The 13,858-nt window shown below is 42.0% G+C and carries 10 protein-coding genes; all 10 read right to left on the reverse strand.

All coding sequences use genetic code 11. The features are described 5' to 3' along the window. Positions 1–225: 225 nt before the first annotated feature. Complete coding sequence (locus N0M92_RS09945; protein ID WP_260285557.1) at positions 226–3,435, reverse strand: DEAD/DEAH box helicase; 3,210 nt, start codon at positions 3,433–3,435, stop codon at positions 226–228. A gap of 170 nt (positions 3,436–3,605) precedes the next feature. After that, entirely contained in the window at positions 3,606–3,836 is a 231-nt protein-coding gene (locus N0M92_RS09950) for a hypothetical protein (RefSeq protein ID WP_260285558.1), read from the reverse strand. Positions 3,837–3,863: 27 nt separating this feature from the next. Then, positions 3,864–4,973 carry a GerAB/ArcD/ProY family transporter gene (locus N0M92_RS09955; protein WP_260285559.1) on the reverse strand — a complete coding sequence of 370 codons (1,110 nt, stop codon included), beginning with the start codon at positions 4,971–4,973 and terminating at the stop codon, positions 3,864–3,866. A 21-nt stretch (positions 4,974–4,994) separates the two neighbouring features. Next, positions 4,995–6,218: a Ger(x)C family spore germination protein gene (locus N0M92_RS09960; protein ID WP_260285560.1), complete on the reverse strand. Its 1,224-nt coding sequence runs from the start codon at positions 6,216–6,218 to the stop codon at positions 4,995–4,997. Next, the gene (locus N0M92_RS09965) at positions 6,208–7,845 is read right to left on the reverse strand and encodes a spore germination protein (protein ID WP_260285561.1); all 1,638 of its coding nucleotides are present in this window, start codon (positions 7,843–7,845) and stop codon (positions 6,208–6,210) included. Before N0M92_RS09965 ends, N0M92_RS09960 begins: the two co-directional genes overlap by 11 nt. Positions 7,846–8,023: 178 nt before the next feature. Next, on the reverse strand, positions 8,024–8,635 hold the full coding sequence (locus N0M92_RS09970) for a DedA family protein (protein WP_260285562.1): 612 nt from the start codon (positions 8,633–8,635) through the stop codon (positions 8,024–8,026). Between the two features lie 78 nt (positions 8,636–8,713). Then, positions 8,714–9,364, reverse strand: coding sequence for a phosphatase PAP2 family protein (locus N0M92_RS09975; protein WP_260285563.1), 651 nt, complete (start codon positions 9,362–9,364; stop codon positions 8,714–8,716). Between the two features lie 531 nt (positions 9,365–9,895). After that, positions 9,896–11,134: a cytochrome P450 gene (locus N0M92_RS09980; protein ID WP_260285598.1), complete on the reverse strand. Its 1,239-nt coding sequence runs from the start codon at positions 11,132–11,134 to the stop codon at positions 9,896–9,898. A 762-nt stretch (positions 11,135–11,896) separates the two neighbouring features. Beyond that, positions 11,897–12,079, reverse strand: a complete 183-nt coding sequence (locus N0M92_RS09985; protein ID WP_228467493.1) for a DUF4083 domain-containing protein — start codon at positions 12,077–12,079, stop codon at positions 11,897–11,899. A 291-nt stretch (positions 12,080–12,370) separates the two neighbouring features. Next, the gene (locus N0M92_RS09990; RefSeq protein WP_260285564.1) at positions 12,371–13,810 is read right to left on the reverse strand and encodes an amino acid permease; all 1,440 of its coding nucleotides are present in this window, start codon (positions 13,808–13,810) and stop codon (positions 12,371–12,373) included. Positions 13,811–13,858 lie beyond the last annotated feature (48 nt).

Consider the following 13,858-nt stretch of genomic DNA (forward strand, 5'->3'; position numbering starts at 1 on the left):
AAAAGCACCCCACTTATTTATTGTCCATTTAATTTATCATACGATTTATCGTTTTACAATAAAACATTGTTGTTTTATATTATATTATTATTGTTACCTAAGTATCCTTTTCTTTTAAAAAAAGAAAAAAAGCATTCCTCATTATAAAGAAATGCTCATGACTAGACTATTCAATTCATAAATTGTTCCTGTCTGTTAATAAGCTGTGTAACCGCATTTCCCTCCTTATATCATCAGGATTTCCCTGATATCCTCTTCTGTAAGGGCAGACGGCGACTTGTCCCCAGGGTCGATGATTTCTTCAATAAGGTGTCTCTTTTTCTCTTGAAGTTCATTCATTTTTTCTTCAATAGTGCCGCGGGCAATAAGTTTGATGACTTGAACCTCATTCTTCTGCCCCATTCGATGGGCACGGTCCGCAGCTTGTTCTTCAACTGCCGGATTCCACCAAAGGTCATATAGAATGACTGTATCGGCACCCGTCAGATTGAGACCCGTACCGCCCGCTTTCAATGAAATGAGGAATATATCCCGTTCTCCCGCATTAAACCGATTGCAGATTTCCACACGTTCCTTTGATGGAGTTTGCCCATCCAGGTAGAAAAAGGGTTGTCCTTTCATGGCCAGATCCCTGCCGATCATTTGAAGCATTTTTGTAAATTGCGAGAAAATCAGCACCCGTCTTCCAGAAAGCTTCGATTCTTCGACAATTTGCATCAGTTGCTCATATTTTGCTGAACTGCCTTTATATCCGTCCACAAACAAGGCGGGGTGACAGCATATTTGCCGAAGCCGTGTCAAGCCTGCGAGGATCCTGATCCGATTTTTCCGGAGGGTGTCCTTGTCCAGGTGTTTCAGCGTATCATGCCGCAGCTTCGCCAGATAGGCGCCGTACAGTTTCTTCTGATCAGGGAGCAGTTCCATCGATTCCAGGGACTCGATTTTTTCCGGTAGTTCCGCCAGTACGTCCTCTTTCATTCTCCGCAGCAAAAATGGGCGGATCCTGCGGGAAATCTGCTTCCTTGAGAGGTTGCTGTACTCCTTTAACCCCATAAATAGTTCAGGGAATACGACGTGGAAAAGGGACCAGAGCTCTTCTAGTGAATTCTCGATGGGCGTACCAGTCAATGCGAAGCGATGTGCCGCTTTTATCTTCTTGGCCGCTCGTGCCGTTTGTGTCACTGGGTTCTTAAAGGCCTGTGCTTCATCAAAGAACACCGTATGGAAGTCCTCTTTTTCAAACGACCCGATATCTTTCCGGAGCAATGGATAAGAGGTGATCACAACATCCACGTCACCTACTTCCTTAAGCAGCTTCGTCCTTTCCGTCTTGTCGCCATCCACGATGACGGCTTGGATATCAGGAGCGAATTTTGTGAATTCACTCAGCCAATTGTAGGTCAATGATGATGGGCAGACAATAAGCGCCGGAACCCTTTTCTTACGGATGTCAGGAAGCTCGGATAAAATGAACGCGATGCTTTGCAATGTTTTTCCCAAACCCATATCATCAGCAAGAATCCCGCCAAAACCGTATTGGGCAAGTATTTTCATCCATTTGTAGCCGTTTTTTTGATACTCGCGCAAAATCGGGTCCAGACTATTTGGCACCTCGAACTCCAAAGCGCCCGGATACCTGATGTTATCCAAAAACTGCCGGAAGGATTCTTCCATTGTGAATGTCTGGCTGTCATTAACGGAATCAAGGAGCTGCAGCCCTTTTACGATTGGCATGTTCAGCCTGCTTTCCCAGTCTTCATCCTGTACGGGGAGTGCATGAAGAAACCGATTGATTTCCTCGTATTCTCTTGTTTCTAGGGAAAGCAGCGATCCATTCCTTAAACGATAGTATTTCCTTTTTTCTTCAAGCGCTGCTAAGACCTCACGTATTTGTTTATCTGGGATATCATCCATTTCAAATTTGAATTCGAGCCAATTAGTACGTTCCTTTTTAATTTTCACCCTAATGCGCGGTGCAGCATTCCCTCGGGAAATTCGGTTTCTTACAGCGGTCGTGGCATAGATTTGCACCAGCTTCTGGAGTTTCGGAACGATGTGGTACAAAAACTCATACTCCAACTCTTCGTTATGCAAGAAATAGCCGCCGTCCGTCTTGGCAAACTGGCTATCTTCCATCAGCTTTAGTATCTCCGCCTCCTTCTCTACATCCCTTATCACCTTGGATTCTTGTTTTTCCAAAGGGTTGATCACGATATTCCCATATTGGAATTCCAGTCCCGCAAGCAGCCTGTTTTTCACACGATCCAAGTATAGCTTTGCAACCAGCGGTATCTTTAAGAACAATTCAGTGATGGATCTTGCTATATGGACTTTACCGAGTCTTTTCAAACCTGGTACCACTTTGTCCATGAATAATTCCAGCTGGTCATGATGGATTGGAATTTGATTCATCCCCGAATCCTCCATCATTTGCTTTAACTCTGAAAGGCGTTGGAAATCCTCATTTTCGAGCTGAACCAATTTCCCTTCAAATAGAACCAATGTGTATGCATTCATGACGATCATCTCGTGCAGCCTTTTAATATTCAGTTGATAACCTTTGACCTCGCTTTCAGTAAAGTCAAACTGTAAAGGAAGCGGTCCGTTTGATACACGAAAGCCATTGAATGTAAGGCCGCCATAGGCAAGCTTCACCGCTGGCGCCACTTCAAGGATGGGGACAAGCCTTCGAAAAGAAGATGGAGGCAAAAGTAATAAGTGATTGTCCAATGTGTATTCAGATTTATCCGTCAGGGCGTCAACATAGACTTTTTCATCCGATATCACTGTAATAAGCTCCTGAAGCACGGAATCATTTTCATTCTGAAAACAATGCAGCACCGGGTCATATATAAATGAAAGGGACACTTGGGCAGGCTTTCCTTCTTTAACTCGCTTCAGGAAATCCCGGACATTCGCCACATTGAAAGAACCAATTTTCATTTCCAGTCCTAACATATATTGATCCGTTCCCATCCATACCGGTTTACATGTAAATTCCGCTTCAAGCATCTTTCTTTTTTCAAAGTGGCGCTGATGACCGCTTTTGCGTACAGGCTGATTATTGAAAAGGGTCAGCAAGCCTTCTGACAACTTCTTATTGGCCGAAGCATCAGAGCTGTCTGCATTTAGGCCCTCAGGAATCGTCCCATCTCGCTGATGGTCGTAAACCGACAGCAGGACGGCTGCAATATGCTGGCAATCCCTTTGGAAGGAAGCTAGCGTAGGACAGCTGCATTTCGTCCGGAAGCCCCCGACAGCATCCACTTCAATCGTGACATGGAAGTCTTCCTTTCCTTTAACCGTTGCTTCACAGCCATCAGGCAGATAACTTTCAAATGTCACTTTATTGGCACGATGAAAAGCTTCCCCTCTTTTGAAGGAGACGGCCCCGCACATGTCTTTTATGATTTTTTGATTCAATTTGATATCCAAATTGCCGCACTCCTTCCGAGGTTTTTTGTTTTAGTGATTTTACATTCCGCTGAAAAATAAGCTCATTTTATCATCATACTATAAATGGGTTTATTAGGTTGTAAAAAAGCAAAAAGACAAACTCCCACATTCGGAGTTCATCTCTATTTCAGCACCGGGAATTTGCAGCATCATTGTTGTCCTTTCGTGTTGCCTTTCTTTTTTTTTCGATAAAAGAAACTGAACAAAAGGAATACAAGAAGAATGAGAAAAAGGATAAATTCAGCGGGGTCCTTCACCAAAAATGGGTTAAAGGCATGCTTGATTGAATTATCCAAATCAAATCCCAATAATATATCCATACCTAAAGTTATGACCACTAAAGGGGCTAGGATCAAAACTGTAATGCCAAAGATTTTCATTTCTCATCAATTCCACCTTTTAGCAATTTATTTTGGTGCTTGTCTTCCTTTTTTTCGATTCTTAAAAAAGGCAATGATCAAGAGAAGCAATGGGATGATCACCTGAAATGGCAGATGGATGTAATGTGGTACGGCACCTAACCCTTCATTGATATGTTCCGTATAACTGCTTGCGATAATGATCGAGATCAATAAAATGATCATGCCAACAGGGTAAGCAAGTTTGGAGGGCTGTTTAACATTGAAAACATTCGCCGTACCCGTTACCGCTACATAAGTAAATACACTTAGCTTGATGAACCCGCCAATCATCAACAAAAACAAGAAGTACACATCGAGACGTTCAAGAAAGCCAGCGACTTCTATGGACTGGATGAGGGTAAGAATAGGGTATTGTGAACGTGTTGTAAGGTCCACGCCAAGTACAGCAACATTCACTGCCATTATTATCGAGAGAAATATGCCGCTTGTCGCCAAGCTCCCTATTCCAATTTTTTTCAGTCGCTGAGGTTCTTTCATATAAGGAAAGATCATTAGAAACACTATGACCTCGCCAAATGGAAAGAATACGGTTTTAGTCAAACCCATTTTCAACATCTCTGTCCCGCTGATTTCAAAAACGGGTTTTAAGTTGTTTAAATGGACCATGCCTGAAGCAATAATCAGAAGCATGAAGGTCATTAAAAGTAAATTCTCCAAGACAAAGAATAGTTCCCCTGTCCTTACCAATACTTCTACCCCTTTACGGACCGTATATACCACGACTGAAATGAAAACAGCGTTCGCAAAAAATAACGGAATATGAGGATAGGCAAAAGTAAGCAGTGTATCTCCGAAATCCCTCAGCACCCTCGCAGAAAGATAGATAAAATAAAGAATGTATAGAAAAGCTACGATCCTGCCTAGAAAATTCCCCAATATCTGTTTTACAAACTCTGTTAACAGCTGATCAGGGTAATATTGAAAAAGGCCATAATAAATGAAAAATAATAAAAACCCGCCTATCATTGCAATAAGGATGACTAGCCAAGCAGCCTGCTTGGCTTCACCTGCAAGCGGAATCAAAAGTGCACTGCCCATTTCAAACAGAAAAATAAGGACGAACAGCTGGTAAGCGCTGATTTTTGCCTTTTCCATGAGGATGCCACTTCCTTTCCATCATTGATCACTCTTTTTTAAATTTGAAAGATATGGCTTATTACGTAGTCCTGTACGGCGAATGAAAGTTTCTGCCTGCACATCTACTTCCAGTTCAGGAAATGAAACATCGTCCCAGTTTTTTTCAATTTTTTTCCATTCTTTAGGGTGGGATTCGTGCATGATTTCACCAAAGCCAAAAATATCCGCTTTATTTTTCTGTGCCCGAACGATCGCATCTTCCATCTTCTTCTTCAAGTCTTTCTCTAGCTTCTTTTCAAGATCTATCAGAACATGCGTATCAGTTAGATTCAAAGGAACATTCACCTCCCGGATATCTCCTTCTGCACGGACCTTTATAAATACCTTAGGTTTTCCATTTTCCATTTTTACCGAAACGCTGGTTTTTTGACGAATCACCTGATAGGTGACTGCGTCTTTTTTTCCTTCCCAATCAATGTTTGAATTGGTATGTTTGATCCTATCCAATACCCACATAGCTCCTATTGCCATATCACCATCCAGCCAGTCAATCAATTTCCCATCTTTAAAAACACCAATTCCTGATGCATTAGGGTTTGCCTCAATATCCGAAGACATGGTATTCTCCATTTTATCCTCTTTACCTGTGTTTCCTCTCACGGTAAAACCACTTATTATCGGTTCTTTCCCGGTACTAAGCAGATTCTTGATCACTTCTTGGAGATTGATGCTAATATTTTTCCCCTGGGTTTTTTCAGTGATTTCAATCGTCCTAATGACTTTCTCAGCAGATACCTTATCGATTGCGGTTAACGTTTCGACAATATCCCTTGCTTTCACACCCCGGGCAATCACGATCCTCGTAGTTGCCCGGAATTCCGGCGAGCGCTCAAATGCGTCGAAAATATCGTTGAGGCCCTCTTCTTTTGCTAGTTCCTCACCAATGACAATCAAGTTGGCATGGGCAAAATACATATCCCGCGAGATTTTAGTTGAAGCGGTACTATCCAGTGCAAGCACATTATCTCCGGTGGCCCTATAAATGGATATCGGTGGATTTGATCCGCCGCCGCCCTGAAGAGCTCCCGCAACGTTGCTTGGATTAATGGTTTGGAACGTTCCCACTAACTTTCCTTCTTTATTTCTGTCGAGTCCAACCGCCGAGACGATGGCAATTTCGTTTAACTCTTTTTTATCCCAACATCCTGAGATGAATGTAGTACAGATCACCAGCAAGGACAGAATTAGCTTTTTACGATTCATTGCCTTCACCTTTTTTCCCGTCAGACGTTTTCATTCCACGCGATTCAGGAGGCAGGGGTCTTTGATTATCGCCTTCCCTTATCAGGTTATTTTCGTTGGATAATAATTTTGGCCTTTCCTTGAAAGCCCACATCGGTCTTCTGAAGAATGTGTCGCCTAACCCTTCCGGATTCAGAGGGGCGAGCGGTGTCATATAAGGAACTCCAAGTGAACGCAGGCTGCATAAATGGACAATAAGGACGAAAAAGGCTAAAATCATCCCATAAAAGCCTAAAGTGCCGGCACAAATGATGAATCCGAACCGTACAATGCGGGCAGAAATCGCTATGGAATAAGAAGGGGTTGCAAAACTGGCAATCGCCGTGATCGAGACGATGATGACCATTGCCGGCGATACGATACCAGCTTGGACAGCAGCCTGCCCGATGACCAATGCTCCGACAATGGACATAGTCGAACCAACAGCCTTTGGCATCCGAAGACTTGCTTCCCGTAATATTTCAAAGGTCATTTCCATGAGAAGCGCTTCAATGACGGCCGGCAAAGGAACCGTTTCCCTTTGGGCCGCTACAATGATCAGCAACTTCGTTGGGATCATTTCCTGATGAAAAGTCGTGGCTGCAACATAGACAGCCGGTCCGACTATGGAAATAATGAAAACGATGATCCGTAAAAAACGTGTGGCTGAAGCAATGTCGAAGCGATTATAGTAGTCTTCGACAGATTGGAAAAACTGTACGAATAATGCCGGGGCTATCAAGACGAAAGGTGTTCCATTAACGAATATCGCCACTCTTCCTTCCAGAAGATTTCCTGCGACCATATCCGGTCTTTCTGTATGGTTAAGGGTTGGGAATGGGGTCATGACCTGGTCTTCTATCAATTGTTCAATATATCCTGATTCAAGAATGCTATCGATGTTAATTCGATTTAAGCGCTTCTTGACCTCCTCGACAATCCCTTCTTTGACAATTCCATTTATATACATGATGGAAACGTCCGTTTTTGTCACCGTGCCAATTTTCATCGACTCTATCCATAAATCCGGGGTATTGATGATCCGGCGTAACATGGCGATGTTCGTTCCATTCGATTCCGTAAACCCTTCTCTTGATCCCCGGACAGTCAAATGCGTGCTTGGCTCCTGAATCGAGCGCTGTTCTCCTCCTCTCGTACTGGCAACCAGGGCGATGTTTATTCCATCAACCAGAATGATGCTGTCCCCTGATAATAAGGACAAAAACAATTTTTCCCAGTCCTTGACGGTTTCTACACCACCGAGTGAAACCACGTCTTCAGAGATTATATCCAATGCTTCTTGTGGAAGCATTTTTTCTGATAGATGAGGATTTTTCATGATTGACTCAATTAAAAAGTCCGTAACGCTTGGATTATCAACCAGGCCTTGCACATACAAGATCGTTGTTTTCATCTCCGGATTTTGACCGATTTTCAACGTACGGATGATGATGTCCGGACTGTTTCCCGTCCTTTTCTTCACAATTTCCAGATTGGCAGAAATGGAACTTTCAATATAATCAGGCGTTTTGCTTTTGGATTGATTGTCATCTTCCTTTTTCTTTTCACGTTGCTTCACTTGTCTCTTTTGTTTGAAAAAAGAAGCCATAGCACCGAACCTCATTCCTTTTTCGTTTCACTCATTTTGTCCAAAGCACTTCCCCTTTATTCTGAGTTCAGCCGCCTTCTCCATAAGAAAAAGGCTGTCGCAATGACAGCCTTTGGTGTTCATTTTCGGTTATGTAATGAAGGTGCCGACTCTAACGGCCCAATCAACTAAACTGAAATTATACTTTGCCTTTATTCCTTCTTAAAATCAAAACAACGAAAATAATGAATAGCAAGGCCAATATCGCATAAACGATATTTGAATAAATGTCCATATACCCCACAATATCTTCCCACGAAGATCCAACAGCTGCCCCGATATTCACTAAAATGATGTTCCAAATCAGTGTTCCGGCTGTTGTGTAAAGCAGAAAGAGCCAAAAACTCATATGGGACATGCCAGCCGGAATCGAAATCAGGCTTCTGATCAGCGGAACCAATCTGCAGAAAAACACGGTCCATGACCCGTACTTGTCAAACCATGAATTCGCCTTATGGACGTCCGATACCGTTAATCTAAGAATATGGCCCCATCTTTCCACGAACTTTTCAATGACCTTCACATCTAGAAGTAAACCAATTCCATAAAGGACGACTGCCCCTGCCACTGACCCTATAGTCGATGCAATCACGACACCCATGATCGTCATGTTCGCTGTAGTCGTCATGAAACCGCCAAAAGTAAGAATGACCTCAGACGGGATCGGCGGAAAAATATTTTCCAATGCTATCAATAGAAAGATTCCCATATATCCAAAATCATTCATGAATTCCGTAATCCAGTTTTCCAATTAATACGCTCCTAACTTTCTTTAATCAACAGCTGACTTACCTGCCGGCTGCTTATCTTGATAACCTTGCTCCCTTTATTAACGATCCTTGTTCTTCCGCCGGTCTTGATACCTTTGGAAAAACCAAATGGAAATCGCAAGCCAACAACCACCTGCCAAATATCCGGCAATGATATCACTAGGATAATGGACCCCTAAATATATTCGGCTTATACCGATCGAGAGGATCATCATCATGCTGAACAGAATCAATAGAATCCTCGCCCACCTAGCCGTAATGTGACGCCATAGCAGAAACGTGAGAATACCGTATAAAGAGAATGCATTCATGGCATGTCCACTGGGGAAACTGTACCCCCCTATTTCGATGAGCCGATGTAAATCGGGCCGGGCGCGTCGAAAGAATAGCTTAACCACCAAATTGAGAAGAGGTGAACCAATCATGACTGCAGTGAATAGGACTAGTTCCAAACGATGCTTCAAAACCCTATATAAGAAAAACAAAATGACCAAGGAAAGGATGATTATGGAATCGGTTGAACCTATGTAGGTAAAGAACTTCATGATGTCCGTCAGAAGGGGAGATTCCATTCCTTGCACCAAGGAAATCACATCTTGATCAAATTTCAGGTAATCATTTGCACGTATGGTAAATGCCATGAAACTGAACCCGATCAAAGAGAGTACACTTATTATAAAGGCAATGGTTAATTGCTGCTTTAATTTCATAATAACATCCTTTCACTTTTTAAAACCGTTTCATTTGGAAATTTCCATTTTACCATACCTTCTTCATTGCATGGTTTAACGTAAATGCTTGATCGCCAGTCAACCTAATTCGCGGAACATGCCTGGGCACAAAATTCGTTACTTTATCATACTACTCTATTCGTCATTGTCACCTCAACTTCAGGTTACTATAACATTTCCTGCCGAACGTTTCAGGAAGTGACAGGAACATGTATGCCATGCGTCCCTACTAAAAAAAGAAAAGGCTGTTTTCGCATACTTTGTTGCTATTTACCAAGTAAAGCGGTTGGTTGACTTCCCCACCAGATGCTCGCTTTCCGCGGGGCGGGCGGTGAGCCTCCTCGGCTTAAACGCCTGTGGGATCTCACCTGTCCCGCTGCTCTCGCAGGAGTCTCGCACTTGCGCTCCAATCATCCTTAAATCGTTTAGTTTTTTAAAAACAACAATCTTTACGAAAAGAGGCAAAGAAAAAAACCTTATGCAGGTTAGTGCACAAGGTTTTTTCGTTTTTCAAACTGTAGGGAACGCCCTGAGCGGCAGTGATGTCAAAGTTTGCCCGGTTGCTGAATCGGTAAGTTTCTCTTCCAGCTGGAATGATGGCATTGCTTCAATATGCTTGAATTTCTTCAGGAATGCAGTAAGCGCAATCTTTGCTTCGAGTCTGGCCAACGGCGCTCCCAGGCAGAAATGAGGGCCATTTCCGAAGGTAAGATGTTTCTTATTATTAGGGCGGTGGATATTAAGGGTGAAAGGATCTTCAAACATCTCTTCGTCCAAATTGGCTGCACTCATCCAAACAACAACGTTATCCCCTTCTTTCAATTCCACTCCCAATAGATCGTTATCTTCCTTTACGGTGCGATCCAATTTAATAAGATTGAACCGGAAACGGAGCATTTCTTCGACCGCCTGCGGAACCAGATCCAGGTTTTCATGTAACTCTCGATAAACCTCTTTGTCATCGTATAGCAGCGAATAAAAGCTATTGGCCAGTAAATGACTGGTTGTCTCGACCCCCGCTCCTAAAATCAGCATGGTCGTCCGGACAACCTCATCATCCGTAAACATTTCCCCATCCACTTCAGACTTCAATAGATCTGAAATGATATCATCCGCCGGGTTCAATCGCTTTTGCACAACAATCGGATACAAATACTGATAGTATTCTTTTGCTGCCACTTGCTTCAATTCATTTACTTCTTCTTGTTTTTCTTTATCAAACGGAAGGAATAAGATATCCACCCATTTCTTAAACAATAAACGATCTTTCGAAGGAACGCCCATCAAATCCGACATGACAATGATTGGAAGCGGACTCGCCAATGATTGCACAATATCAATCTCCGTTTCCTCATCCATTTCTCCGATCAATTCATCAGCAATCTCCTGAATGCGAGGTTCCCAGTTTTGAAGACTTCTAGGTGTGAATGCCGCGGCAAGCAGTGAACGGCGTTTTCTATGCTCAGGTGGATCAGCTTCAGTGATTTGGATCTTTTCAGGAATGGAACCTTCATCACTATCCGTTCCAACCGAAATGGTGGTCCGTTTCCGAACACTTGAAAAATGTTTATAATCACTGAGAACCCGCTTCACATCTTCATATTTAAAAACATTCCACGTATCCGTTCCTTCGTGATAACTTACGGGGTCATTTTCTAGCATCTGTTTACACCAAGCGTACGGACTAAATTCCTCCGTCCGTGTTTTAAACCTAGTAATTTCTTTTACTGCAATAACTTCTTTCATGATACCGACTCCTCCCACTTCTCAAAAGTTACCTAACAAAAGGATCGGATGTTCAGCTTTCTCCATCTCAGCCGATTTGTTATAGGGTCGAGCATTCCTGGTGGACTTTTTCACCGAATCCTTAAATACACATCTATTCCATTATAGGGTAAAACACCGCAACAAACCATGCATCTTCCATACCAGCAGCCGTACATGAAATTTGCACCACGATCCCAACACCCCTATGTAAAACTGCTTATTTTTTACAATTCACTTTCTTTTTCTATTTTTTTATGTCTCTCCATTGATGCTCAAAATCCAATCCTCTTTTTCAAATTCGGAGACAGTGCTTTTCACTAAGTTATTTCAATATAGATTTTTTTATAATTGCCGGAGTTTGAACCGGAATGCCTCCACTGCATAGAAAAAACAGCTGCACATGCAGCTGTCCAGTTTGTTAACCCCTTACTGAATTGAAGAAATTTGTGACACTCCTGCCGAATAACTGGCTAGCCGAGACCTGCTAGATGCTTGCTTTGATGAGGCTTGGCAGGCAGTCGGCGGAAAGGAGCGGCTTTCTGAAATCTACTGGAACTTTTTTGGGGGTTTGTATCTGATCGTTGATTTCCACTCCAGGCTCGCCTGCGGGGTCTCCCTTGGACACGCTTTTCCCGCAGGAGTCTCGTACCTTCCGTTCCAATCAACTGGAACTTTTTCGAATAAAAAAACTGCAGGCAAACTCGCTTTTCTTCGAGTTTTCCTGCAGTATGAACGATGCCGCCGTCAATTTTTACCCCTTTTAATCAGTTCCTGTAAATCATCCATTTTCTTTTCCATGATATCCAGTCTGGTTTTACGTTGCTTCATGGAACGGAAAAGAGATACGGTCCCAACGATGATCAGGATTAGAAATACAAGGCAAAACAATTGGTATATCATATCCGCAATATTAAAACCACTACTCACTATGTAATCCCCCTAAATGGCATTCTCAATATTCTATTATACACCAGGAAAAATGAACAATTTAACCTTTTTAAGGGGCATAGAGAATTAACTGTCACTTTTTTTATGTTCCAAAAATTCCACCGTATATTGAATATAGCTCTTTACAATATCATTTCATGATCAGCTTTTATGCCAAACAAACCCAACAGTTCTTGAGCAGTACGGTTCAATGATCTTCAATTTTGACGTTTATATATGAAGAAACTTGTTTGCACTTGAGCCATATTATCTGTTATTTATCGTTCACTTTTAACTTTTATTAATTAAACGCACCTTTTCATACTCCTCTTGAACTGATGACCCAACATCTTTCTTTACGCGTTTTTGCAAAAATAAAATATATATCAAATGAAAAGCAATGGCTACTGGAACACCAATATAAATAGTCAACTTAGTTCCTTCGTCAAATACTAAACTTATTAATACAACTAGATTAAAGACAAATGCCAAGATAGGAACTAAAGGGAAAAGTGGGGTCCGAAATTTTAGATCACTAACTTTTCCTCCTTCAGCTACATATCGTCTGCGGAAAAAATACTGAGATGCCGCAATACTCATCCAAGCCAACATGGATGCCATTCCTGCTACAGAAAGGATCCAGGTATAAATAGTTTCAGCCGCTACTTTTGAAACAAGAATGGACACACAGGAGATTCCCATACTAGCCGTTAAAGCAAGTAAAGGCACACCTTGTTTGGTTAACTTTTGAAAGGATCTTGGTGCCATCTTAGAACTAGAAAGAGAGTATAACATCCTAGTTGTAGTATAAAGACCAGAGTTAGCAACAGATAGTAATGAGGTAATAATGACAAAATTCATAATATCGGCTGCATATGGTATACCGATGTTATCTAGTGCTGTAACAAACGGGCTGGCAGCTGGCTGGATTTGTTGCCAAGGAACTATAGAAACAACGATGATTATTGACAAAACAAAGAATAATATTATTCGGTAAGCAGTTTGGTTTATGGCCTTAGGGATCGTCTTCTCGGGATTTTCACTTTCACCAGAAGCAATTCCTATAAGTTCCGTACCGCCTAATGAATAATTAACAGCCATCATAGCAATAACTACTGCAAACATTCCATTAGGAAAGAAGCCAAATTCTGTTAAGTGTGTAAAATAAGGAGCCGCTGGTTCACCCTCAATTGGTACAATACCAAAAATGACGGCTAACCCAATAAAGATAAAAGAGATTATAGCGATTACCTTGATACTCGCAAACCAGAATTCCGTTTCAGCAAAACTGCGTGCAGAAAGGGCATTTACAGAAAATAGTACAATTCCTGCAATTAACGACCAGATCCATGGAGAAATATCAGGGAACCATCTTTGCATCAGCGAACCTATAATGATAATTTCATAGGCTACGGTAGAAGACCACCCAATCCAATAAATCCACCCAACTGTAAAGCCTGTCGATGGATGAATGTATTTAGTCGCATAAGCTTGGAAAGATCCGGATACTGGCATTTCCACTGTCAATTCCCCTAAGCACAGCATAACTAAATACATAATAAGTCCGCCCATCATATAGGCTAAAACTGCGCCTATAGGGCCTGCCTGACTAATCGTAAAACCTGAAGCGTTGAAAAACCCTGCACCGATTACACCACCTAAAGCAATCATAAATAAATGGCGACTTTTCATTACCCTTTTGAGACCTTGTTCATTATCTAATTCAGCCATAATACCCTCCTAAATTAAATCAGCCGTTTTATGCATGAACTAATTATT

Origin of the sequence: Peribacillus aracenensis, assembly GCF_025175645.1 — a bacterium.
Taxonomy (GTDB): domain Bacteria; phylum Bacillota; class Bacilli; order Bacillales; family DSM-1321; genus Peribacillus; species Peribacillus aracenensis.